This is a genomic window from Streptomyces sp. NPDC042346 (genome assembly GCF_055581845.1).
Window position 1 is genome coordinate 328407 of record NZ_JBVJEH010000012.1, and the last position, 23601, is coordinate 352007.

General features: G+C 74.5%; 21 protein-coding genes and 1 riboswitch. Of the genes, 5 read left to right on the top strand and 16 right to left on the bottom strand.

Annotated features, from left to right (window positions below):
- Nucleotides 1-19: 19 nt before the first annotated feature.
- Both ACZ6K0_RS36790 and ACZ6K0_RS36795 read right to left on the bottom strand, forming a co-directional pair.
- Nucleotides 20-1801 (bottom strand): AMP-binding protein, encoded by a 1782-nt coding sequence (locus tag ACZ6K0_RS36790; protein ID WP_469236185.1) that lies wholly within the window; start codon nucleotides 1799-1801, stop codon nucleotides 20-22.
- On the bottom strand, nucleotides 1798-3708 hold the full coding sequence (locus tag ACZ6K0_RS36795) for a CoA transferase (protein WP_469236184.1): 1911 nt from the start codon (nucleotides 3706-3708) through the stop codon (nucleotides 1798-1800). Before ACZ6K0_RS36795 ends, ACZ6K0_RS36790 begins: the two co-directional genes overlap by 4 nt.
- Before the next feature lie 133 nt (nucleotides 3709-3841).
- Between ACZ6K0_RS36795 and ACZ6K0_RS36800 the strand changes: the two genes are divergently transcribed.
- Nucleotides 3842-5014 (top strand): acyl-CoA dehydrogenase family protein, encoded by a 1173-nt coding sequence (locus ACZ6K0_RS36800; RefSeq protein ID WP_469236183.1) that lies wholly within the window; start codon nucleotides 3842-3844, stop codon nucleotides 5012-5014.
- A gap of 52 nt (nucleotides 5015-5066) precedes the next feature.
- Here ACZ6K0_RS36800 and ACZ6K0_RS36805 read toward each other — a convergent pair whose 3' ends face one another.
- Both ACZ6K0_RS36805 and ACZ6K0_RS36810 read right to left on the bottom strand, forming a co-directional pair.
- Entirely contained in the window at nucleotides 5067-6146 is a 1080-nt protein-coding gene (locus ACZ6K0_RS36805) for a sugar ABC transporter permease (protein WP_469236182.1), read from the bottom strand.
- Nucleotides 6143-7348 carry an MFS transporter gene (locus ACZ6K0_RS36810; protein ID WP_469236196.1) on the bottom strand — a complete coding sequence of 402 codons (1206 nt, stop codon included), beginning with the start codon at nucleotides 7346-7348 and terminating at the stop codon, nucleotides 6143-6145. The genes ACZ6K0_RS36805 and ACZ6K0_RS36810 overlap by 4 nt, the downstream gene beginning before the upstream one ends.
- 225 nt (nucleotides 7349-7573) lie before the next feature.
- Here ACZ6K0_RS36810 and ACZ6K0_RS36815 point away from each other — a divergent pair, with 225 nt between their 5' ends.
- The 3 genes from ACZ6K0_RS36815 to ACZ6K0_RS36825 all read left to right on the top strand — a co-directional run bounded on the left by ACZ6K0_RS36815 (nucleotide 7574) and on the right by ACZ6K0_RS36825 (nucleotide 9651).
- A complete protein-coding gene (locus ACZ6K0_RS36815) occupies nucleotides 7574-8302 on the top strand; it encodes a hypothetical protein (RefSeq protein WP_469236181.1) in 729 nt (242 codons plus the stop codon).
- A gap of 137 nt (nucleotides 8303-8439) precedes the next feature.
- Entirely contained in the window at nucleotides 8440-9189 is a 750-nt protein-coding gene (locus ACZ6K0_RS36820) for a sigma-70 family RNA polymerase sigma factor (protein ID WP_469236180.1), read from the top strand.
- A 6-nt stretch (nucleotides 9190-9195) separates the two neighbouring features.
- Complete coding sequence (locus ACZ6K0_RS36825) at nucleotides 9196-9651, top strand: tellurite resistance TerB family protein (RefSeq protein WP_376412331.1); 456 nt, start codon at nucleotides 9196-9198, stop codon at nucleotides 9649-9651.
- Nucleotides 9652-9669: 18 nt separating this feature from the next.
- Here the strand turns inward: ACZ6K0_RS36825 and ACZ6K0_RS36830 are convergent, their stop codons facing one another.
- The 5 genes from ACZ6K0_RS36830 to ACZ6K0_RS36850 all read right to left on the bottom strand — a co-directional run bounded on the left by ACZ6K0_RS36830 (nucleotide 9670) and on the right by ACZ6K0_RS36850 (nucleotide 15086).
- Nucleotides 9670-10626, bottom strand: a complete 957-nt coding sequence (locus ACZ6K0_RS36830) for a M56 family metallopeptidase (RefSeq protein ID WP_376413398.1) — start codon at nucleotides 10624-10626, stop codon at nucleotides 9670-9672.
- 4 nt (nucleotides 10627-10630) lie between these two features.
- Nucleotides 10631-11116 carry a BlaI/MecI/CopY family transcriptional regulator gene (locus tag ACZ6K0_RS36835; protein ID WP_469236179.1) on the bottom strand — a complete coding sequence of 162 codons (486 nt, stop codon included), beginning with the start codon at nucleotides 11114-11116 and terminating at the stop codon, nucleotides 10631-10633.
- A 135-nt stretch (nucleotides 11117-11251) separates the two neighbouring features.
- The gene (locus tag ACZ6K0_RS36840) at nucleotides 11252-12169 is read right to left on the bottom strand and encodes a glutaminase (protein ID WP_376413395.1); all 918 of its coding nucleotides are present in this window, start codon (nucleotides 12167-12169) and stop codon (nucleotides 11252-11254) included.
- 42 nt (nucleotides 12170-12211) lie between these two features.
- Nucleotides 12212-13390 (bottom strand): ICP22 family protein, encoded by a 1179-nt coding sequence (locus ACZ6K0_RS36845; protein WP_376413393.1) that lies wholly within the window; start codon nucleotides 13388-13390, stop codon nucleotides 12212-12214.
- A gap of 124 nt (nucleotides 13391-13514) precedes the next feature.
- Nucleotides 13515-15086, bottom strand: a complete 1572-nt coding sequence (locus ACZ6K0_RS36850) for an MFS transporter (RefSeq protein ID WP_469236178.1) — start codon at nucleotides 15084-15086, stop codon at nucleotides 13515-13517.
- A 141-nt stretch (nucleotides 15087-15227) separates the two neighbouring features.
- Here ACZ6K0_RS36850 and ACZ6K0_RS36855 point away from each other — a divergent pair, with 141 nt between their 5' ends.
- Complete coding sequence (locus tag ACZ6K0_RS36855) at nucleotides 15228-15968, top strand: TetR/AcrR family transcriptional regulator C-terminal domain-containing protein (protein ID WP_376413389.1); 741 nt, start codon at nucleotides 15228-15230, stop codon at nucleotides 15966-15968.
- Here the strand turns inward: ACZ6K0_RS36855 and ACZ6K0_RS36860 are convergent.
- The 7 genes from ACZ6K0_RS36860 to ACZ6K0_RS36890 all read right to left on the bottom strand — a co-directional run bounded on the left by ACZ6K0_RS36860 (nucleotide 15917) and on the right by ACZ6K0_RS36890 (nucleotide 23555).
- Nucleotides 15917-17455 (bottom strand): MFS transporter, encoded by a 1539-nt coding sequence (locus ACZ6K0_RS36860; protein ID WP_469236177.1) that lies wholly within the window; start codon nucleotides 17453-17455, stop codon nucleotides 15917-15919. The genes ACZ6K0_RS36855 and ACZ6K0_RS36860 overlap by 52 nt on opposite strands.
- Nucleotides 17456-17536: 81 nt before the next feature.
- Nucleotides 17537-17887: an ArsR/SmtB family transcription factor gene (locus tag ACZ6K0_RS36865; RefSeq protein ID WP_469236195.1), complete on the bottom strand. Its 351-nt coding sequence runs from the start codon at nucleotides 17885-17887 to the stop codon at nucleotides 17537-17539.
- A gap of 138 nt (nucleotides 17888-18025) precedes the next feature.
- Entirely contained in the window at nucleotides 18026-18847 is an 822-nt protein-coding gene (locus tag ACZ6K0_RS36870) for an ABC transporter ATP-binding protein (RefSeq protein ID WP_469236176.1), read from the bottom strand.
- A complete protein-coding gene (locus ACZ6K0_RS36875) occupies nucleotides 18844-19866 on the bottom strand; it encodes a FecCD family ABC transporter permease (RefSeq protein ID WP_376413380.1) in 1023 nt (340 codons plus the stop codon). Before ACZ6K0_RS36875 ends, ACZ6K0_RS36870 begins: the two co-directional genes overlap by 4 nt.
- 122 nt (nucleotides 19867-19988) lie before the next feature.
- Entirely contained in the window at nucleotides 19989-21053 is a 1065-nt protein-coding gene (locus ACZ6K0_RS36880; protein WP_469236175.1) for an ABC transporter substrate-binding protein, read from the bottom strand.
- A 67-nt stretch (nucleotides 21054-21120) separates the two neighbouring features.
- Nucleotides 21121-21327, bottom strand: a riboswitch (cobalamin riboswitch).
- 35 nt (nucleotides 21328-21362) lie between these two features.
- Entirely contained in the window at nucleotides 21363-21569 is a 207-nt protein-coding gene (locus ACZ6K0_RS36885) for a cold-shock protein (protein ID WP_376413377.1), read from the bottom strand.
- 156 nt (nucleotides 21570-21725) lie between these two features.
- Nucleotides 21726-23555 (bottom strand): APC family permease, encoded by a 1830-nt coding sequence (locus ACZ6K0_RS36890; protein ID WP_469236174.1) that lies wholly within the window; start codon nucleotides 23553-23555, stop codon nucleotides 21726-21728.
- Nucleotides 23556-23601 lie beyond the last annotated feature (46 nt).

Consider the following 23601-nt stretch of genomic DNA (forward strand, 5'->3'; position numbering starts at 1 on the left):
CTCCCCCTTCCTCACGCCGTCACGCCCGTACGAGGACGGTGGCCCGTTCCTCCGCGACCCGGTCCCGCAGGGCCGCGCGGTCCGGCTTCCCCGCGGCGGTGAGCGGGAGTTCGGGCAGGACGAGCAGATGCTCGGGGTGCTTGTGCCGGTCGAGGCCGCGCCCGGTCAGATACGTGCCCAGTTCGCCCAGACCCGGCACCCGCGCGCCCCTGGCCACCAGGCAGACGGCGAGCCGTTCCCCCATCAGCGGGTCGGGCACGCCCACGCACACCACGTCCCTGACCTGGGGGTGGGCGACGAGTTCGCGCTCGACCTCGGCGGGGCTGATGTTGGCGCCGCCGCGGATCACCACGTCCTTGAGGCGGCCGACGACATGGAGGACGCCGTCGTCGTCGAGGAGGCCGAGGTCGCCGGTGCGGACCCAGCCGTCGGGCGTGCGGTAGCGGGCGTCGAGGTCCGGGGAGGCCACGTAGCAGAGGGGGGTCATGGGGCCGCGGGAGACGATCTCGCCGATCCGCCCGTCGGGCAGCGGCTCGTGGGTGTCGGGGTCGGCGATGCGGATCTCCGCCACCCGGGGGTCGGGCCGGCCCGCGACGACGCCGGAACGGGCGGTGGGCGGCACCGAATGACCGAGCCCGGTATGGCAGTTGACGCCGTCGGCCGACCCGTACAGGTTCACGACGGGACAGCCGAAGGCCTCGGCCGCCGCCCTGGCGGTGACCTCGTCGAGAGGGGCGCCGCCCACGACGAGCGCGGTGGGTGCGGGCAGCGGGCCCGCCGGACCGCCCTCCCGGGCCTCCGTCGACTCCATGGCCTCCAGCATCATCCGGAACATGGTGGGGACGCCGAGGACATGGGTGGGAGCGTGTTCACGGACGGCGGCCAGGGCCGCCTCGGGGGTGAAGCGGTCCAGCAGGACGAGGGTGCCGCCGTGCCGGGCGAGGGTGACGGCCGTGCCGTTCGACCCGAAGGCCGAGGCCAGGGGGACCAGGAAGAGGGCGCGCGGCGGAGTGCCGTCGGGCATGAGGGAGGCGAGGAAGTTGCCGCGGCCGCCGGCGAGGGCGTTGTGGGAGTACGCGACCATCTTCGGCTCCGCCTCCGAACCGGAGGAGACGAGGATGCGCGCCGCGCTGTCGGGATCGGGACGGGCCGGGACGAAGCCGGTGGGGTCGGTACGCAGGAGGGCCGCGAGCGGAATCGTTCCGTCGGGCGCGACGGCGACGGCCGGGCCGGGGGCGGTGCCCCTGCCGGGGCCTGCGGTGCTGTCGGGGCCTGCGGGACTGTCGGGGTGTGCGGCCTTGCCGGGGTCTGCGGCTCTGCCGGGGCCTGCGGCGATCACGTGTCGGACGGTCGGCAGGGTCGGGGCGAGGGCGGCGAGGTCGGCCGCGGGTGTCGCGTCCCGGTGGACCGTGGCCGCGATGACCGCCACGGCCTCGGCCCGGCGCAGGAGGCACGCGGCCTCCGCGGCGCCGCGACCGACGGGGAAGGGCAGGGCCACCGCGCCGAGCGCGGCGAGGGCGAGGTCGGCGACGACGGCGTTGCGGTGGTCGGGGAGTTGGACGGCGACGACGTCCCCGGCTCCGATGCCGAGCCCGCGCAGCCCCTCGGCCAGACAGCGGACCTTGCGGTCGAGCGCGGTGTAGCAGAGCGCGCCCTTGGCGTCGACGAGAGCCGTACGGTGCGGGTCGGCGATCAGGCGGGCCCGGAACAGGCTGTAGAGGTCGAGGTCGGGACAGGAGCCGTCCACCGCCCAGGAACGGCGGAGCGCGGCGGGCAGCAGGTCGTGCAGGGCGACGGTCACGCGAAGCTCCAGGGGTCGGGAACGGCAGGTGCACCGTGCGCGTCCCGGCCGATCGGGCCGGAGAGGCGCGGGTCGTGGGGGAGGTCGGTCAGGTCGGTGGTGACACCGGTGGCCGTCAGTCCGTGGGAACGCAGCTGGTCGAGGGCATCCTCCGTGCACATCCCCCGCACGTCGTACGCGGCGGCGGCCGCCGCGGCGGCGTCGCTGGGGGCGATCCAGCCGTCGGCGGTCGGCAGCGGGTGCCGGAAGCCGGCGGGGCGCCGGGCGCCGGATCCGCCGGCGGCCCGGTCCAGGACGGGGGCGAGGAGGGTGTCGGCGGCGCCGAGCAGGGACGACTCCACCCGTACGCCCTGGCCGGTGCGTTCGCGCAGGAGGAGGCCGGCGAGCACGGCCTCGGTGCCGTGCAGACCGCCCAGGACGTCGAGGAGGGTCATGAGGGAGGGTGCGGGCGGTTCGTCCGCCGGGTGGACGGCCTCCCCTACTGCCGTTCGGGCCTGCACCATGAAGTCGGTGCCCATGGGGGCGTCGGCGAGCCGGCCGGCCCAGCCGCCGGTGTAGGCGTACACGAGGGAGGGGTTCGCGTCGGCGAGGTGCTCGGCGTCGAGCCGGAGCTCGGCGGCCTTGCCGGGGGCCCAGTTGTGCAGGAACACATCGGCGTCGGCGGCGAGTTCGCGCAGTCGACGTCGGCCGCCGGAGGCCTTGATGTCGATCTCGACGGCTTCCTTGCCCCGGTTGAGCGCGAGCCAGCGGGCGGAGATCCCGCCGCAGGCGGGCGGCATCCCGCGCAGCGGATCGCCGCCCGGCGGCTCGATCCGGATCACCCGGGCTCCGAGGAGCCCCAACAGGTGTGCGGCGAGCGGTGCTTGGATGCGGCGGCCCGCTTCGAGGACGGTCAGCCCGGCCAGCGGGCGATCCGGCGCGGGGGCCGTGGGGGTCGCGGGGGCCGTGGGGGCGAGAGTCCTCGCGGCACCCCTCCCCGGCCCCAGCGCCTCCAGGGTCCACGGGTCGGCGGCGTCGGTCTCCTCGGCCCGCTCGGCGAGCGTGCGGACGCGACAAACCTCGGCCCCGGAGGACCCGGCCGCGCGCCGGATCCCCTCCCACGTATGGAGCCGTGTCACGTCGTGCAGTACGGCCGGGAAGGGCGCGCAGGCGGTGGCGTACCGGAACTGGAAGGGGCGCCAGCCCGCCCGTATCGCGTCGGCGGGAGCGTCCAGGGTGCGCCAGAACGTCGCCCATGCGCCCGGGTCGAGCGTCTCCAGTTCGAAGAGGACGCCGTCGGCGGAAGTGAACGGCGGTCCGCCCGGGGCCGGTTCGGCGGACTCCGGCTCGTCGGCCCCGGCGGCGGCCAGGTACTGGGAGACGGCGAGCAGGCCGGTACGGTCGGCCGCCGTGGTCACGTGTGCCACCGGGGTCCGGTCCGCCGGGCCGGACGCGGCGCGGCGGGCGGCGGCGCCCCGCGCCTGGCCGATGAGGGCGGCGAGCAGCCCCTGGACCGTGAGTACGCCCGTGGCGGTCGCCAGATAGTCCACGCCGAGGCCGCGCGGGCTCCCGTGGCGGCGGCCGTGCACGGCCATGACGCCGGTGGCGGCCTGGGCGGTGGCCTCGTCCTCGATGCCGGAGCCGAGCCCGCCCCAGACGGTGCGCGCCGTGACGGGCAGGAATCCGCCGCCGCCGAGGGCGATCTCCCCGGCACTCCCGGCGTCCCCGGCACTCCCGGCGTCCCCGGCACTCCCAGCACTCCCGGCGCTCCCGGCGCCCCCGTCACCCGCCCGCGCCCCGAGCCGCCGCAGATGGTCGGCCACGACCCGGGTGAGGGCCGGAGGCCCCTCGATGTCGAAGCACAACGCGTCGAGCGGGCTGCGGACCGACGTGTGCGTGGTCGAGGTCGTGATCGATGGGGACGCCATGCCTCACCTCTCTCCTGTCACGGGTGACACGGTTGTCACGGTCGCGGGAACCAGTGGGCCGATGTGCCCGACCACTTCCACGGACAGACAGTCGGACGCGTGTTCTGTCGAGTTCCCGAGACGGAGGAAAACGGTGACGGATCATGACGTACCGGATGTCGAGCTTCTGCGGGAACGGGTGACCGCGTTCGTCCGCGACCGGGTGTTCCCGTGCGAGTCCGGGCTCGACGCCGGCGGGCCGGCCGCCGGGGACCTGCGGCGGCGCCTGCGGGCGGAGGCTCACGAGGCCGGCCTGTGGGCACTGCCGCTCCCGGCCGAACTGGGCGGCGGCGGAGTGCCGTTGCTCGACTACGCGTCCCTCGCCGAGGCCGAGGGAGCGAGCGACCACGGCCCCGCCGCCCTGGGGTCCGCGCCCCTCCTCGACGTGACGATGCTGTCCCGGCACGGGTCCGCGCGCGTGCGCTCGGACCACCTTCCCGGCCTGGTCTCCGGCGACCTCCGCACCTGTTACGCGATGACGGAGCCGGACACGCCCGGCACCGAACCGGCGCTCACCGCGACGCGGGCGGAGCGACGGGCGGGTGGCGGCTGGCGCGTCACGGGGCGCAAGTGGTTCGTGTCGCAGGCGGGGGACGCCGACCTCGTCACCGTCCTCGCCCGCACGGCCGGATCGGCCGGGGACCGCGACGGCCTGTCCCTGTTCCTCGTGCCCACCGGCTCCCCCGGCTTCCGGGTCGTGCGCGAGCTGCCCGTTCTCGGCGCGACCGGGCAGTACGAGATCGCCTTCGACCACGTCGACGTCGACGAGGACCAGCTCGTCGGTGAGGCCGGCCGCGCACTCGCCGTCGCGGGCGAGCGCCTCCAACTGGGGCGTACCCTGCGGGCGTTGCGCTGGGTCGGCCAGGCCCAGCGGGCCTTCGACCTGCTGTGCGGGCGGGCCCTCGCACGGCAGGGCGTCCAGGGGCGGCTCGCGGACCGGCAGCTCGTCCAGCAGCACGTCTTCGAGGCGCTGTTGGCCCTGCGGACCACGCGGCCGCTCGTGTACGAGGCGATGGCCCTGGTCGCGGAGGGGCGGGACGCGCACGTGGAGGTGGGGCTCGCGAAGACGGCGGCGGCCCGTACCCTCCAGGACGTCGCCGACCGTGCCGTGCAGGTCTTCGGGGCCGCCGGACTCGGTCCGGACACCCCGCTTCCCGCCTTGTTCCGCACGGGCCGGACGGCCCGGATCCTCGACGGTCCGGACGAGCAGCACATCACGTCCGTGGCCCGCCGCGTCCTGCGCGGCAGGCAGGACACGGCCGTCTGAAGCGGCGGCCGGGCACGGCTGCTGCCGCACGCGGCGACGGAGAACCGACGCGTCACACCCGCGTGAGGTCGGCACGGCCGAGGAGGGCGGCCAGGCCGAGGGCCAGGAAGAAGTCGCCCCACACGAGTTCGTGCCGGACGGCCGTACCCCTGGCGGCGTCGTAGCAGCCGTCGAGGAGCATGCCGGCCGGCCGGGGCCCGTCCGGCCCGGTGAGATGGGCGGACGCCAGCCGGTGCAGGACCGACCGTGCGCGGTCCGCGCAAGCGGACGCCCACGCGGCCCCGGGAACGCGGGAGAGCTTCAGCAGGGCGACGGCCGTGATGGCGGCCGCGGAGGTGTCCACGGGTCCTTCGGGGTGGCCGGTGTCGGCCGGCGGGACGAGCGGGCCGGTGAGCAACGCGCAGCGGTCGAGGAGCAGTTCGGCGGTCTCCGTCAGCCACTCCGTGACGCCGGTGTGCGGGAAGGCGTCCGCGACGGCCAGGAGGAGCCACGCCTCGCCCCGGGTCCAGCCGGGCGCCGGATCGGGCTCGGCGGCCCAGAGCGATCCGGCCTCGTCCCAGCGCCAGGACGGGACGGGCCGCCGGGTGCCGTCGCGGGGCAGGCACAGGTCGAGGTGGCGGCGCAGGTGGGACTCGGCTGCCGCCCGGCCCTCGGGCCCGGCACACGCCAGCAGGGGAACGAGCCCGGGAACGCCGTCCGCGCGCGCCCGCAGCCGGGGGCCGCCGAGCACCGCGCCCCACGGGACCAGGCCGAGCACCGGGTCCAAGGCTCCGAGAGCGGCCCGCGCCGCGCGCTCGCGCAGGGCGTCGGCCGCCGCATCCGCTTCGGCCAGGGCGGTGCCGTACCAGAGGATGAGCCCCCGGGTCGCGGTGTCGGCCTCGGCCCAGGGGGCGAGCGCGGCGGTGGCGGCGACCGCCGCCGAACGGTGCGCGGGGAGGCCGGTGTGCCGGGCGCGCAGCCAGAGGAGCCCGGCCCAGAAGCCCCCGGTCCACGACCCCCGCCCGGTCGTCGTCCAGCGGCCGTCGGCAGGGTCCGCGTACAGGGGGAAGCGGCCGCCCACCTGCTCGGCGGTCTCGTCGACGCGCCGGAACAGAAGGCGGAGGGCGTTCTCGGCCCAGGCCTCGCCGGTCATGCCGGGACGCCCGTTCTCGTACGCCGGTCCCGCAGCGCCCAGGCGAGGGCGACGGCCCCGGCGACGGCGAACTCCGCCGCGACCAGGAGCCACCCCTGCCCGTACCGGCCGCGCTCCGCGAGCAGTCCGTACAGCGGCGGCCCGACGGCGAACCCGGCGAAGAAGCCGGCGGCGACCAGCGCCGAGTCCTGCCCGGCGCGGCCGGACGCGGAACGCTGCATCACCAGGACCATCGAGACCGCGTTGCCGGACACGGCGAAGACGCCCACCGCGACGGCCGCGACCCAGACGAGGAGTTCGGCCCGGACGGCCAGGGCGAGGAGCAGGGCGGCGACGACGGCCCCGCCGGCGAGCAGGGCCGGGAACCACGGGGCCCGGCCCGGCGTGGCGGCCCGGGACCAGCCGACGCGGCCGGCGATCCCGGCGACACCGAGGACGGCGACCAGCGCGCCCGCCACGGTGGGGCCGAGGCCGAGCTGCCGGGCGCCGAACAGCGCGAGGTAGGTGTTGACGGAGGCGATGCCCGCGCCGAGGAAGAGCGAGAAGGCGGCGAGCCAGGGCACGTGACGACCGGGAGGCGGGGCCGGTGTACGAGAAGTGGGCATCGCCGACGGCTGCGCACGCGACCGGGACTTCCCCATCGGCATCTGCTGCGCACGCGACCGGGGCTTCCTCACCGGCATCGGCGGCGCGTCGGCCGGGAGCGTGCGCCATGCCCACACTCCCGCGAGGAGCGCCGCCCCCGCGGCCACCGCCACCGCGCCCCGCCAGCCGACGAGGCCCGCCGCCGCGGCGAGCGGGAGCCCGGCGGCGAAGGCGCCCCACTGGACGCCGGCCTGCTTGGCGCCGGTCACCGCGCCCCGCTTCGGAGCCGGGACAGTGGCGAGGACGGCCTTGTTGGTCGCCGGGTTGGCGAGCGCCTGGGGCAGGCCGCCGAGCGCGACGGCCGCGAGGAGCAGGGCGGGCCCGTCGGCCGCACCGATGAGACCGAGTGCGGCGGCCGATACGGCGAGCAGTGCCACGAGCGCGCGCCGGGGGCCGACCCGGTCCACGATCCGGCCGCCGAGGGGCGAGAGGACGGCGGCCGTGCCGAACCCCACCGTGGTGGTGAGGCCGAGGACCGTCTCCGAGACGCCGAGGTCGTCGACGAGACGCGGGCCGAGCGCTCCGATGAGGAAGAGCTGCATCATCGAGAAGGCCATGGCGGTCGTCAGCAGCGCCGTCCTCACGTGCCGTACCCCTCTCCCCCGCGACAACTCGACATCCCGACGTCCCGACGTCCCGACGTCCAAGGAGTCGTGGCGACGGTGGCAGAAGTTCCCGAGGCACTCTTGTGGGGCGCGCCACAGTCCCGTAGTCCTGAGCCGACAGCAGACAGCGGATACCGGCCCGCACACCGCCGGAGGGGGTGCGAGGATGGGCGCGCCATGACACCAGGCCGATGTTCCCGAGGAGCGCGGGCCGCGATCTTCGCGGCCGTCTGTGTGCTGCTCGCGGCCATCGGACACATCGTCATGTCGGGTCAGGGCGTGCCGGGTTGGACGCTGGCCCTCGCCTTCACGGGAATCACGGCGGTCAGCTTCCTCCTGGCGGGCCGCGAGCGCGGGCTGTTCGCCGTGACGGCGGCGACGGTGGCCGTCCAGAGCGTGCTGCACACGGTGTTCTCCTGGTCCCAACCGGCAGCTGCCGCCCGCCCGTCGACGGAACACGCCGACGCGGCCATGTCCCACGCGGGCATGGCGCAAGCCGGCATGACGCAAGCCGGCATGTCTCACGCGGACATGCCTCACGCCGCCATGTCCCACGCCGCCATGTCCCACGCGGGCATGGATCACGGCGTCACCGAACTGCCCGCCGTCCACGACATGACAGACATGCCGTCGTCCCTCGGCATGCTGTCGGCGCACCTGTTGGCCGCGCTCCTGAGCGGACTGTGGATGGCGTACGGGGAGCGGGCCGTCTTCCGTCTGCTGCGGTCCCTGCCGATGGGCCTCTCCCGGCCCCTGCGCCTGCTGTTCACCACCCTCGTCCCGGCACCCCGTCACCTCCCTCGCCTCCGGCCCTGCCGCGCGGGTGACGAGCGCGCTCCCCGACGGCTCCTGCTCACCCATTCCGTCGTCTCCCGAGGTCCTCCACAGGCACTCGCTGTCCTCTGACAGCCGGCTCCCCGGGCACGACGGACACGCGTCCGCCGCCCGGGCATCGGTCATGCCGTTCCGGCGGGCCGTACCAGTCACCGGTGCCGCCGTCCGCGCGCCGCCGGATTCCCCTTGCCTCGTAAGGACTTGTGGCGATGACCCTTGCCCACGACACCCTCCTTCACGGACCTACGGCCCCGCCCCGCCCCGCGCGGGCGCCGGACGCCGACGCGGCGACGACCCGGCTCGCCCTGGCGGCCCGGGACGGCGACCCGGCCATGGCCGACCTGTTCGTCCGCGCGCTGCAACGCGACGTCCGGCGGTACGTGACGTACCTCGGCGCCGACCGTCAGGCCGCCGACGACCTCACCCAGGAGGTCTTCCTCCGCGCGCTCGCCGCGCTGCCCCGCTTCGAAGGGCGCTCCTCGGCCCGTACGTGGCTGCTGTCCATAGCGCGGCGGACCGTGGTCGACAGCCTGCGGTACGCCGCCGCCCGTCCCCGTCTGTCCGACCGCGACGACTGGCAGACGGAGGCCGAACACACCCAGCCCCGGGGCCTCCCCGGCTTCGAGGACGGCATCGCCCTCGCGGAACTCCTGGCGGCGCTTCCCGCCGAGCGGAGGGACGCCTTCGTCCTCACCCAACTCCTGGGCCTTCCCTACGCCGAGGCGGCCGAGGCCATCGGCTGTCCGGTGGGCACGGTCCGCTCCCGCGTGGCCCGCGCCCGTGCCTCCCTGATCGCCCTGCTCCGAGGCGAGGACGACGACACCCCGTCGACACCCTTGCCCGGCACCGTCCCGGCCCCCGGACTACGGCCCGTCACATCGGCCGCGGCGGCCGGGAACCTTCCCCAGCACGGTCACGTTCTACAGACGCGTAGAAGTAATCGACGACGTCTGGAGTGACCGAACATGGCCCTGTGGGACCGCATCAAGGAATCCGCATCGGGGATGCAGACCCAGCTGGTGGCGAAGAAGAACGACCTGAAGAGCGGCGCCTTCCGGGACGCGAGCATGGCGATGTGCGCGCTGGTGGCCGCCGCCGACGGGACGATCGACCCGGCGGAGCGCCGCCGGGTCGCGCAGCTCATCTCGTCCAACGAGGTGCTGCAGAACTTCGACGCGACCGACCTCCAGCGCCGCTTCGACGAGAACCTGGACAAGCTGACGGCCGACTTCGACTTCGGCAGGGTCAGCGTGCTCCAGGAGATCGCCAAGGCGAAGAAGAAGCCCGCCGAGGCCCGTGCCGTCGTCCAGATAGGCATCGTCATCGGCGGCGCCGACGGCGACTTCGACAAGACCGAGCAGGGCGTCGTCCGCGAGGCCTGCTTCACGCTCGGCCTGCCGCCGCACGAGTTCGACCTCTAGACACCCCTAGGACGGGCGCTACATCGGGGTGGCCGCCCGCAGGACGAGGAAGAGGGTGACGGCCGAGTTCGCCGAGGACAGTGCCGACACCGTCGCACCGAAGGCAGCGCCCCAGGCCGCGCAGCCGACGGCGGTGAAGAGCGACGGCCAGGTGCGGCCCGCCGGGGCCGGTCGCAGCAGGGCCGCGACCCGGCGGGGCACCGGGCCGGCGCCGGTGACGGCGGGGAGCAGCGCGGTGGTCGCGGGCGGGGCCAGCAGGGCGGCCGTGCCGATCGCGCGGGCCACGCAGCGGCGGTTGCCGACCGCCGTCGCGGCCTCCTCGTCGGCCCAGCGTTCGGCGGTGTACGCGACGGCGGTACGGAGCGGGCGGAGGAACGGGTTGGCGCGGGCCGCGAGATGCACCGTCAGGAGGTGACGGTGGTGACGCCCCGCCAGGTGGGCCCGCTCGTGGGCGAAGAGGGCCCGGCGTTCGCGGGAGGTCAGCGCGGCGAGCATGCCGGTGCTGACGACGACCCGGCCGCGCCGACGGCCCGGTCGACGTCCGCGCCGGCGGCCGGGCAGCGCGTACGCGTACGGGGCGCCGTCCGGCAGTACGGTCACGGACGTCTCCGGCAGGCCCGCGAGCGCGCCCTCGGCACGCCGGCGTGCCCGCACCTGGCGCCGGGCCGCGGCGACGCACGAGACGAGGACGGCGAGCAGCGCCGGGATCGCCAGCCGGCCGGCCACCTCGTCGTACGGCAGGGCCGCGCGCACCTCGGGGTCCGACCAGGCGTCGGGCAGCGGGTTGCCGGGCAGCTGGGCCGTGCCGACGATCATGAGCAGGCCGAGACAGAGCGTGCTGCACACCGCGAGGACACCGGCGACGGCGGAGAGCAGGCGCGTCGCCGTACGGGGATGGAGCCGGCTCTCGGCGAGCCGGGCGACGGGCCAGGCGGTGAGCGGAAGGACCAGCGGAAGGAAGACGAAGACGCCCATGACGCTACCGGTCTCCCTCCGCGAAGCCCTCGGCGTCCCCGCGGTCCCCGAGGTCCCCGAGGTCCCCGAGGTCCCCGGACTCCCCGGACCCCGCGGGCTCTATGGCTTCCGCCGAGAGGAGTTCGCGCAGGAGCAGCTCGTCGTGCGGGGAGAGGGCGGTGACGAAGCTGGCGAGCACGGCGTGCCGGTCCGCCTCCGCGTCAAGGACCTTGCGCATCCGCAGTGCGGCGAGCCCCGCCTCGTCGGCCACGGCCGTCCAGACGAAGGAGCGCCCCGACCGCTCGCGCGCGACGGCGCCCTTGCCGTGCAGCCGGGTGAGGATCGTGATCACGGTCGTGTACGCGAGGTCGCCGCCGAGGCGCTCCTGCACCCATGCCACGGGCACCGGTTCGACGGCGCCCTTGAGCACGGAGAGGACGTGCGCCTCCAGCTTTCCCTGGCCGCGCCTGCGCGGCGAGGACTCCGCCTCGTTCCCGCTCCGGTCCGTCATCCCGCTGCCCTCCCGCCGGTCCCGTACTCGCCGCTCGCCACTCGTCGTGCGTCGCTCGTCGTGCGCCACTCGTCGTGCGTCGCTCGTCCACCCGCCCCGGGACGGCGGTCCATCGTACGGCCGGGACGCCGCAGGTCAGAAGACGGAGAGGCCCGTGATGGTGGTGAAGCGGTCCAGGGCGGCGACGCCGGCAACCGAGTTGCCGCGTTCGTCGAGGCCCGGGCTCCAGACGCAGACGGTGCAGCGGCCCGGGACGACGGCGATGATGGCGCCGCCCACGCCGCTCTTGCCGGGGAGCCCGACCCGGAGGGCGAAGTCGCCCGCCGCGTCGTAGGTGCCGCAGGTCATCATCACGGCGTTGACCTGCTTGGCCTGGCTGCGGGTGAGCAGGCGGGAGCCGTCGGCGCGGATGCCGTGCCGGGCGAGGAAGCCGGTGGCGACGGCGAGATCGCCGCAGGAGGCCTCGATGGAGCACTGCCGGAAGTACTCGCGGAGCAGGGTCGGCACGGGCGTGCCGATGTTGCCGTAGGAGGCCATGAAGTGGGCGAGGGCGGCGTTGCGGTCGCCGTGGGCGGTCTCGGACGCGACGACGTCCCGGTTGAAGTCCAGGTCCGGGTTGGCGGACTCCGCGCGCAGGAAGTCGAGGAGGCTGCCGGAGGCGTCGCCGGTCATGCGGTGCAGGCGGTCGGTGACGACGAGGGCGCCGGCGTTGATGAACGGGTTACGGGGGATGCCGTGCTCGTACTCCAGCTGGACGAGCGAGTTGAAGGGGTTGCCGGAGGGTTCGCGGCCGACGTGCTCCCAGAGGCTGTCGCCCTCCCGGGCGAGGTCGAGGGCGAGCGTGAAGACCTTGGTGACGGACTGGGTGGAGAAGGGCTGCTGCCACTCCCCCACCCCGTACACCGTGCCGTCGAGCTCCGCCACGGCCATCCCGAAACGGTTCGGGTCGACGGCGGCGAGGGCCGGGATGTAGTCGGCCGGGCGGCCCCGGCCGGCGAGGCCCTCGATCTCCTCGCCGATGCGTTCGAGTACGGGTAGGAAGGACTGCACCATGAGCGCATTGTGCCCGGCCGCGCCCGCCACGCCCGTACCTGCTCAGTTCTCCGCCGTGTCCGGGACGCCGGTCTCCGGCATCTCGTCGAGGGCGTACGGGTGGACGTACCGCGCGTCGTCGAAGGGCGTGAACCACGTGCCGAAGCCGAGCGTCGCCGCGCCCTCGCCGGCGCCGTCCTCGCCCTCGTCCCGGAGCCACGCGAAGTCCATGTCCTCGTAGACCTCGCCGGCGAAGCGCCCGAGGGCGGCCGCGACCTCGTCGTCCAGGAGTCCGTGCAGATCGAGGGTGACGTGGGCCTGCTCCAGGAGAAGCTTCAGGACGAGCTCCTCGGCGAGACAGCCGAGCCGCCGGAAGCTGCCGTCGGTGAACCGGGTGGTGAGGGCGATCGCGGTCACCAGGAAGCGGCGCGCGAAGAGTTCGTTGTACTGCGGTGCGTGGCGCGAGGGCAGTTGGTCGAGGTGCCACAGGTGCCCCTGGCACTCGGCGACGGTGGTGTCCTCCTCGGCGAGGGCCTGGACGTCGTCGTACAGCTCGTCGATGAGGACCTCGGCGCCGTACACCAGGGAACCGGCGGCGAGTTCGGCGCACTCGGGAGTGACTCCGGGAACACCCTCGCCCGGCTCGCGCGCCTCCCCCGGCTCCCCCGAATCCCCTGTCCCCGCCGGCTCCGCTGTCTCCCCCGCCCCCTCCGGCTCCTCCCGGACGCCGAAGGTGGCCGGGGTGAAGGAGCGCAGACGGCTCGCCAGGGCGCGGAACGCGGCGTCGTGGTCCTGCGCCTCCCGCTCCGCCTCGTCGTCGGTGTCGGGCTTCGCCGTGTGGTGGGCCCGGCGCGCCTGCGGGTCGCTGGGCGGGGCGCCGGGCCCGTCGGCCGCTTCGAGGCTCTCGCGCGCCGCGTCGGTGTGCAGCTGTACTTCGCTGCTCTCGACCGTCCACTCGGCCAGCAGCTCCGAACGCTCCAGGACCTCCTCGCTCACGGAGCCGACCGCTTCCTCCGCGAACTCCAGCGACGGCGCCGCGACCATCACCTTCAGGATCGCCCCGCCCGGATGGACGGCCACGGCGACGTCGAACAGGTCCATCTCCATGCCGTCGGCGCCTTCGATACCGGCCACCGACGCGAAGCCCTGCTCCAGCAGGGCGGAGGCTCCCACGCGGTGGAGCCCGTCCAGCTCCGGAGCACCCTCCGGAATGCGTATTTCCACGGTTACGACATAGGTCACGGACGAAAGCGTGCCAGGCCGGGGCGGGTGGACGCGGCTGTTCGCCGAAGCTTTTCGCGCGCGGGAGCGCGTACGGCAGGAGCCGGCACCCCTGGGGGCACCGGCTCCTGTCACTGGCGGAGGGTCAGGCGACGAGCTCGGACTTCTCCGTCCCGGCGTCCGCCCCGGCCTCGACCCCGCTGTCGGCGTCGGCATCGGCGGGGGTCTTCTTGCCGTCCCGCATGACCAGGGTGGCGAGGACGGCCGCCGCGAGGACGCCGATCGCGCCGACCGTGAAGGTGGTGGACATCGAGGTGGTGAAGGCCTCGCGGGCCGATTCGATCATCGCGGGGTCGCCCTTGGCCGCGGCCAGTGCCCCGCCGATCGACTGCTTGGCCTGCTCGGGGGCGTCGGCCGGCATCTCTCGGGAGAACGTGCTGGTGAGGAGCGAGCCGAGGATGGCGATGCCGAGCGCGGTGCCGGCCTGCTGGATGGTGTCGTTCAGGGCGGAGCCGACGCCCGCCTTCTCCGCGGGGATGGTGCTCATCAGGGCGCCGACGGCGGCCGGCATCGCGAGGCCGGCTCCGAGGCCGAGCAGGCCCAGGGCGACGGCCGGGACGGTGAAGCCGGAGTGGGCGTCGACCGTGGTCAGCAGGGCGAAGGCGCCGGCCATGACGAGCATGCCCACGAGGATCAGGACACGGTTGCCGATCTTGGCCGCGAGGCCGGCGCCGGCGCCGTTGCCGATGAGGGCGGCGACGGCCAGCGGGACGAAGGCGAGGCCCGCCTTGACCGGCGAGTAGCCGAGGACGAACTGCAGGTACTGGGTGAGGACGAGGAGGAGGCCGCCGTTGCCGATCTGCACGAGGGTCAGCGAGAGCGAACCGCCGCTGAAGTTGCGGTGCTTGAAGAGGACCAGCGGCACCATCGGCTCGGGGGTGACGTTCTCCCAGACCACGAAGCCGACGAGGGAGACGACCGCGACCGCCAGGGTGACGAGCCCGCGGCCCTCGAAGGCGCCGTGCTGCGGGATCTCGATGATCCACCAGATGAGCGCGGTCATGCCGACGACGGAGAGGATCGCGCCGAGCGGGTCGGGCTTCTGCCAGGGGCCCTTCGACTCCGGCATGAGGGTGAGGGCGGCGAGGACGGCGAGGGCGACGACCGGGACGTTGATGAAGAAGATCGAGTGCCAGGAGAAGTGGTCGATCAGGAAGCCGCCCAGGACGGGGCTGCCGACCAGGCCGAGCATCGAGACCGAGCCCCAGGCCGCCATCGCCTTGGGCCGCTCGTCCTCGTCGAAGACGGTGATGAGGATGGAGAGCGTCGAGGGCATGATCAGCGCGCCGCCGACACCCATCGCGATCCGTGCGGCGATGACCTCGCCGGGGCTGGTGCAGACCGTCGCGGCGAGTGAGGCCGCACCGAAGAGCAGCAGGCCGAGCACCATGATCTTCCGGCGGCCGAAGCGGTCACCGAGGCTTCCGGAGGTGAGGAGGAGTCCCGCGAAGACCAGGATGTAGGAGTCCAGGATCCACTGGATGTCCTGGGCGCTCGCGCCGATGCCCTCGGTCATCGTGGGGACCGCGACGGTCAGCGCCATGCTGTCGACCACCAGGACCAGGGTGCTGAGGCACAGCACGACCAGGATCCACCAGCGGCGCGGGTTGCGGCCTGCGCTGTCGTGGCCGCTTTGGCTGCTTGCGCTGCTTTCCATGGGTCTTCCCCCTCGACTTTCGTCTGTCGTTCCTGCGTTCGCTCCTTGCGATGCGAACACTGTACGCAGACGCGCACAGTGTTCGCAACACTCCACACCTGTACGCTGAATGCGAACGCCGTACGCAGTGAAGGAGGGCCCATGGCCGCCAAGGCGAACCCCGTCCCGTCCGTGTGGGCGCGACAGCAGTCCGCACCCGATCAGCCCGCGCTCAGCCGGACCGCGATCGTCCGCGAGGCGATCGTCATGCTCGACGCCGACGGCATCGAGGCGCTCAGCATGCGCAAGCTCGGCGCCCGTCTGAACGCCGGCGCGACCTCGCTCTACCGCCATGTCGCGACCAAGGACGAGCTCATGGAGCTCGCCGTGGACGAGGTCGCCGCCGAGCTCACCGTCCCCCCGGCCGACGCCGCCCGCGGCGGGGCCGGCTGGCGGGCCGCCGCGACCGAGTCCGCGGGCTCCTTCCGGGCGACGGCCCTGAGCCACCCCTGGCTCTCGTCCGTCCTCGGCCAGGCGGGGCTCGCCTACCTGGGCCCGAACCTGATGTCGTACTCGGAGCGGCTCGCCGCCCTCTTCTCGGCGGCCGGCTTCCCGGAGCCGAGCCGGGCGATCGACACCCTCCTGTCGTACGTGATCGGGATGAGCACGACGGAGGCCGCCTGGCTCACCACGGTCGCCCGCTCCGGCGAGACCGAGGCCGGGTTCATCGCCCGGCTGATGCCCGCCGCCCAGCAGGCCGCGGCCGGCCACGACCACCTCGCCGAGGCGTACGCCGACGCCGCCGTCCACTCGGCCGTCGACCCCGTCGCCATCCGCGACGCCAAGTTCGCCTACGGCCTGGACGTCGTCCTGGACGGCCTGGAGATGCGCCTGCCGCGCTGACCCCTCGGGAGGACGGCGGTCGCTCGGCGTGGCCAGTGGTGGTGCAGGGCGTCGATGTGGAAGTCGTGCGCGTGGTGGCCGCCCTGGCCGCCGCTGCCGCCGGGCGCTGCCGCGAGATGGGGGTGGTCTACGGGGAGTTCGGGGTGGACGTGTTCCAGCGCGGCCGGGTCCGTACGGGGCCACAGGCGGGCGGCGGCCAGGGCGCCGAGCAGGGCGACCCCGGCCAGTACCGCTGCCGCGACCACGAGCCCGGCGCGCGCGGCGAGCCAGCCCGCGAGGGGGTAGGTGAGCAGCCAGCAGGCGTGCGAGAGGGAGAACCGGGCGGCGAAGGCGGCGGGCAGGTCGGCGCTGTGCGCGGAGCGGCGCAGCAGCCTGCCGCCGGGCGTCAGGATCGCCGAGGTCGCCGCGCCGAGGACCAGCCAGACCGCGAGCAGCCCGGGCCAGGACCAGGCCCCCGGCGCGAGCGCGAGCCCGAGCACGAGCAGCGCGAGGGCCCCGGCCAGGACGAAGGCGGCGCGCAGCATGACCGCCCGCTCGCGGGCGGGAGCGGCGCCGGGCCCGGGGCCGGGGCTCGGGCCGCGGCCGGAGCTCGGGCGGGGGTCGGGGCCGGAGCTCGGGCCGGGGCCGGAGCTTGGGCGGGGGTTGGCGGAGGCCTGGCGCCGGTCCAGTGCGCGGGGTAGGAGGAGCGCCGTCGCCATCGAGCCCGCCCCGTACGCGCCGAGGGCGAGGGGGACGTCTCCGGGGGTGCGGCCGAGGGTGTCGCGGACCAGGACCACCGTGTTGACGAGCACCGTCGCGCCCGCCGCCGCCACGGCGACGTCGAGGGCGAGCAGGCCCCGCAGGCGCGGAGTGCCGAGGAGGAGCCGCGTACCGAAGGCCGCCCTGGCACGGAATCCTCCCGCGCGTGCGGCGGGTGCGGGTGCGGGCAGGGCGGTCGCGCGGACCAGTGTGCCCGAGGCGAGGAACCCGGCGGCGGTACCGGCGAAGAGCCGGTCGTACGGGACGACGGTGAGCAGCGCGGCGGCGAGCACCGGGCTCAGCAGGCTCTCCAGGTCGTAGGCGAGCCGGGAGAGGGAGAGCGCCTTCGTGTAGTCGCGCTCCTCGGGCAGCACCTCGGGGATCGTCGCCTGGAAGGTCGGCGTGAAGGCGGCGGACGCGGTCTGGAGCAGGAGGATCAGGACGTAGATCTGCCACACCTGGGTGACGAAGGGCAGCGACAGGGCGACCGCGGCGCGTACGAGGTCCATGGCGACGAGCAGGGTCCGGCGCGGCAGCCGGTCGGCGAGGGCGCCGACGACCGGGCCCATGCCGACGTACGCGGCCATCTTGATCGCGAGGGCGGTGCCGAGCACGGCGGAGGCGTTCGTTCCCGCGAGGTCGTAGGCGAGGAGACTCAGCGCCACGGTCGCGAGGCCGGTGCCGGCGAGGGCGACGACCTGCGCGGTGAACAGGCGCCGGTAGGTGCGGTTGCGCAGCACGGACAGCATGGGAACGCCCCCGGTCGGCCACGGCGGTCGGCGGACCCCTTCACCGTAGCCGATACGTGCACAGGTGCGCACGCGTTGACGTCAGTCGTGCCAGGGCTCGCCGCTCACCACGTGGTCGGCGCGGCTGATCGCCTCGACGACCAGCCGCTTCAGGTGCCCGTCCGGCATCGCGTACACGACCCGCCGCCCGTCCTTGCGGGACTGCACCAGACCGCCGAGGCGCAGTTTGGCCAGGTGCTGGCTCACGGCCGGGCGCGCCGCCCCGCACGCCTCGGTCAGGGCGCTGACGTCGGCCTCGCCGCGCGTGAGAAGCCACAGGAGGTGGAGCCGGGTGGGGTCGGAGAGGAGCGCGAACACCTCGGCGGCCGCGGAGAGTTCCCGGGCGCCCGGCGTCCGCCCGTGCTCTCGGGACACGGCGTGCGCGGGGGACACGGCGTGCGCGGGGGGCACGACGCGGGTACGGGGCTCGGCGCCCGCCCCGGCATCCGTCGTGGGGTCGTCGGGACCTGCGGCGTCTGCCGGATCTGCGCGCTCGGACATGGGGCCATCGTAGGCAGACCCGCCCGCGGCTCAGCCCTCCCCGGGAGGCGGGAGCGTGCCCAGGAAGCGGATGTGGGGGCGGCCTCCGGGCGTCGGGCGGGTCACCGTGGCGCGTACCCGGTACACCTCGGCGATGAGCTCCTCGGTCAGGACCTCGTCCGGGGTGCCCCGGGCCACCACGCGGCCCTCCGCGAGGACGACGAGGCCGTCGCAGTACGTCGCCGCGAGGTTCAGGTCGTGCAGGGCGACGACGGCGGTGAGGCGCAGCCCGGCGACCAGGGTCAGGAGGTCCAGCTGGTGCTGGATGTCGAGGTGGTTGGTGGGTTCGTCGAGCAGGAGTTCGCGCGGTTCCTGCGCGAGGGCGCGGGCGATCTGGACGCGCTGGCGCTCCCCGCCCGAGAGCGTCCGCCAGGAGCGGCGGGCCAGGTCGTCGAGGCCCGTGCGGGCGAGGGCGGAGCGGACGGCCGCCTCGTCCGCCGCCGACGCCGGGGCCCAGGCCCTCCGGTGCGGGACGCGGCCCAGCCGGACGACGTCGAGGACGGTCAGGTCGACCTGCGTCTCCGCCTGCTGCTCGACCGTGGCGAGGCGCCGCGCGACGGTCCGGCGGCCGAGGCCGTCGAGGGGATCGCCGTCGAGGGTGACGACGCCGCTGTCGGGGGCGAGGACGCCGGCGAGGAGCCGGAGGAGCGTCGACTTCCCCGAACCGTTGGGGCCCAGCAGGCCGGTGACGGTGCCGGGGCGCGGGGCGAGGGTGACGCCGTCGAGGACGGGGCTGCCGCCGACGGTGCGCGAGACCCGGTCGGCACGCAGCCCCTCACCCGCGCCCGCGCGCGTGTCGGTGGTCGTGGTCATCGCGTACCCCTCGTGCGGTAGAGGACGAGGACGAACGCCGGTACGCCGATCAGCGAGGTCACGACACCCACCGGGACCTCCTGGGGATCGAGCACCGTACGGGCGAGGGTGTCCGCCCAGACGAGGAAGACCGCGCCCGCGAGCGCCGTGACCGGCAGCAGCCGGGCGTGCCCGGGGCCGACCAGCGCGCGGGCCGCGTGCGGCAGGACGAGGCCGACGAAGCCGATCGCGCCGGCGGCGGAGACCAGAGCGGCCGTCAGGAGGGCGGTGACGCACAGCAGGACGGTCCTGGCCCGGCCGACGGCGACGCCCAGCGACGCGGCGGCGTCCTCGCCGAAGGCGAAGGCGTCCAGCGTCCGCGCGTACCCGCCGCAGATCAGCAGGGCCGCCGCGAGCACCGCGACGCCCACCCGCACCTCGTCCCAGCCGACCCCGCCGAGCGAGCCGAGGAGCCAGAACAGCACGCCGCGGGTGGTCTCCGCGTCGGCGGCCGTCATGACGACGAAGGAGGTGAGCGCGGAGAAGAGCTGCATGGCCGCGACTCCGGCGAGGACCACGCGGTCCGGTGAACCGCCGAGGGTGTGGCTGAGCAGCAGCACGAGCGCGAAGGAGCAGACCGCCCCGAGGAACGCGCCGCCGGTGACGGAGAGGACTCCCCCGCCGACGCCGAGGACGACGACCAGGACGGCGCCGGTCGAGGCACCGGAGGAGACGCCGAGGACGAAGGGGTCGGCGAGCGGGTTGCGCAGGAGGGACTGCATCACCGTCCCGCACACGGCGAGTCCGGCGCCGCAGACGGCCGCGAGGAGGGTGCGGGGCAGGCGCAGGTTCCAGACGATCCCGTCCCGGATCGGGGACAGGTCCGAGACGCCCCCGGTCAGGTGGGCGGTGACGACGGACCGCACCTCGCCCACGCGGAGGTCCGCCGGCCCGATCGTGATCGCCACGGCGATCGACGCGCAGAGGACGGCGAGCCCGGCCAGGACCCACAGCACCGCCCGACCACCGTCCGCCACCACGCGGCCGACAGGCCGCCCACGACCACGACCACCGCCACGGGGCCGCGCACCGCTCTCGGGTCGCGCAGCGCCCTCAGGTCGTGTGCCTCCCCCGCGTGACGTCTTGGCCGGTCCGGGGAGGGTCACTTGGCGAGTCCGTACGAGCGGAGCGCGGCGGCCACCTTCTCGACGCCCTCGACGGTACGGATCGTGGGGTTCATCGCCTGGCCGCTGAGGAGCACGTACCGCTTCCGCTTCACCGCCGTCATGTTCCTGGTGACCGGGTCGGACTCCAGGAACGCGATCTTCTTCGCGGCGCTCTCGGCCGACTGCGACCGGCGGGTCAGATCGCCGATCACGAGCACGTCGGGGTCGCGGTCCGCGACGGTCTCCCAGTTGATCTGGGGCCACTCCTCGCGCGTGTCGTCGAAGACGTTCTTCACGCCGAGCGCGCGGGTGACGACGCCGGGCGCGCCGCAACAGCCCGCCATGTAGGGGGACTCGGCGTTGGCGAACCAGTAGAGGACGGAGACGTCCGTGAAGTCGCCCGCCGAAGCGGCCTTCGCCACCCGGCCCTTGAGCTCGGCGACGAGCTTCTCGCCGCGCTCCGGCACCCCGAACACCCGGGCCAGGTCCCGGATCTCGCCGTGGACGGTCTCCATGGTGAGCGTCCGGGTGCGGACGCCGTCGCCGTCGCCGCTGTTGTCCTTGCCGGCGCAGTCGGTCGGCGAGAGGTAGGTGGGGACGCCGAGCTTCGCGAACTGCTCGCGGGGGGCCACCCCGCCCTTGCCGAGGGTGTACCCGAACGAGGCGGCGGCGAAGTCGGGTTCGGTGTCGAGCACCTTCTCGAAGGAGGGGTAGCGGTCGGCGAGGCGCGGCACCTTCGCGTTCTGCTTCTCAAGTCCCTTGAGAACGGGGTCGGTCCAGGTCGCGGTGCCGACCATGCGGTCGGCCAGGCCGAGGGAGAGCAGGATCTCGGCGGCGCCCTGGTCGAGGGCGACGGCCCGCCGCGGCGGGCGGTCGATCCGTACGCGCTCACCGCAGTTGTCGAGGGTCACGGGGTAGCCGGCCGCGGGCTCCGCGCCCCGGCCCTTCCCCGACGTGGTCCCGGCGGGTCCGCCGCCGCATCCCGTCGCGGTCAGGAGCAGGGTGAGGGTGCCGGCGAGGAGCAGCGCGGCGGAGCGGACGGGGTGGTGTGCGAACGGCACGGAGCATTCCTCTGCGTCCACGGCTCATACGCGGAGCCTGTCGTACGGGTGCTCCCCGGTCGACGGCGTGACGCCGGGGCCGCCAGCAGGTCTTCGGACTCGGGGTCAGCCGGACGGAGCGCCTTCCCGGGCCTGTTCCGCCGCCCAGTGGCCGATGCTCCGCCCGTCGCCCTCACCGCTGCGCGTCAGCTCCGGATTCCCACCGGATTCCCTGACCCGTACGCTCGCCCGTTCGGGTGAGCACAAAGGTGCGACTGGCCTCGGCACAGTACCACCGGCGACCTGTCGCACCTCCGGTCGCGGGCCAGGTCAGAGGCGCAGTTCCTTCGCCTCGAAGCGGCCGTCGCCGAGGACGAGCACGAAGGTGACCTGCTGGCCCTCGGAGAGCGACTGGGCCTCTCCCTCGATGTCCGCCGCGCTGAAGTACACCTGTTCCTCGGAGCCCACGGGGACGACGAAGCCGTACCCGCCGAGACGGTTGAAGGAGTGGACGAACCCTTTGCTTCTGCCTTCCACGGCGGCCTCCCTGTCGTCACCGGCGACGTACCTCTCAGACGCGCCTCTCAGGGGAGATCTACCCCGTCCGCCCGTGCTTCGCCCGTCGCGGGACGCGTCCGCGCGGTACTCCGCGCCGTGCTCCGCGCGGTGCCCACTCGTGCTCCGCTCGGCGCTCTACACGGTGTAGCGGAGGCGGCAGACGACGGCATCGGTGTCCCGGCGGACGGCCCGGGCGACGAGGGCGCCGCGCCGGTTCTGGAGGGGCCGCTGCCACAGCCGTTCCGGTTCGGCCTCCGGGATCAGGACGGTGATCCGGGTGTCGGGCTCGGCCTTCCGGAGTCCGTGGACGTACGCGGTGATCGGGCGCCCGAGCGTGCGGCGCTCGGAGGGGAGCCGGACGAGGGGGACGCCCGGGTTCCACAGGGCCCAGTCGCGCTCCAGGGCCTCCGTGGCCTCCCGGTCCTCCGCGTCCGGGTGGCAGACGGTGACCGCCCGGACCTCGTCCCCGAGGGAGACCGCGGCGGTCAGGGCCTCGCTGGTGAGCCGGGTCAGGGACGAGACCGGGACCAGGACGAGGGAGCGCGCGCGGTGCGGCGGCTCGGGGACGCGGCCGACGCCGAGCCGCTCGCCGATCCTGCCGTAGGCACGGTGGACGGCCTCGAAGGCGAGGACGAGGGCCGGGAGGGCGATCACGATCAGCCAGGCCCCGTCGTGGAACTTGGTGGCGGTGACGACGATCGCGGAGACGCCGGTGAGGACGGCGCCGAGGCCGTTGAGCGCGGCCCTGCCCCACTGCCGGGTCGCCCGCCAGTGCAGGACCATGCCGGTCTGCGCGAGGGTGAAGCCGACGAAGACGCCGATCGCGAAGAGCGGGACGAGGGTGTTGGTGTCGCCGCCGGAGAAGACCAGCAGACCGGCGGAGACGACGGCGAGCCAGACGACGCCGTGGCGGTGGACCTGGCGGTCGGCCTTGAGGCCGAAGACGTGCGGCAGGTAGTCGTCGCGGGCCAGCAGCTTCAGCAGGACGGGCAGCCCGCCGAAGGAGGTGTTCGCGGAGAGCGCGAGGAGCACCATGGTGGCGAACTGGACGACGTAGAAGGCCCAGTTGTGCCCGAGGGAGGCGTCGGCGAGCTGGGCGAGGACGGTGACGCCCTCGACCGGCCGGAGACCGAAGCGGGAGATCAGCACGGAGAGGCCGATCAGCATCACGCCGAGGAGCGCGCCGAGCGCGACCTCCGCGCGCATCGCCCGTTTGGCGGCGGGGGCGCGGAACGACGGGACGGCGTTGGCGAGGGCCTCGACGCCGGTGAGGGCGGAGCAGCCGGAGGCGAAGGCCTTCAGGAGGAGCAGGGCGCCGACCGTGGTGGCGTCGTCGGCGAGCACGGAGGCGTGGCCGGCGGACGCGGCCGTGGAGACCGGGGCGTCACGGAAGAGGCCGACGACGATCAGGATCATGATGGCGCCGATGAACACCGCGGTGGGGGCGATGAACGCCCGCGCGGAATCGACGATCCCGCGCAGGTTGACGCCGGTGATCAGGACGAGGACGCCGAGGCAGATCGCGAGCCGGTCGTCGTGGAGGCCGGGGAAGGCGGAGGTCAGGGCGGCGACGCCGGCGGTGACGGCGACGGCCACGTTCAGGACGTAGTCCAGGACCAGGGAGCCGGCGGCGACCAGGCTGGTGCGGCGGCCGAGGTGCGCCTTGGCGACCGCGTACGAGCCGCCGCCGTCCGGGAAGGCGGCGATGACCTGCCGGTACGAGGCCACGAGGACGGCCAGCAGGCCGGCGATGGCGAGGGTGACGGGGAGGGTGAAGCCGAGCCCGTAGCCGCCGGCGGCCGCGAGGACCAGGACGATCGCCTCGGGGCCGTAGGCGACGGAGGCCATCGCGTCGAGCGAGAGCGCGGCGAGCCCCGTCAGGGCCGTCAGCTTGTGGCGGTCACCGGTATCCGGGGGGTCCTCCGCGGTGGGCGCGGCACCGTTCTCGGTGGTCAGGACGGCCATGTGTCTTTTCCTCCACGCGGCGGACGTCGTTGCTGGTCCGCTCAGC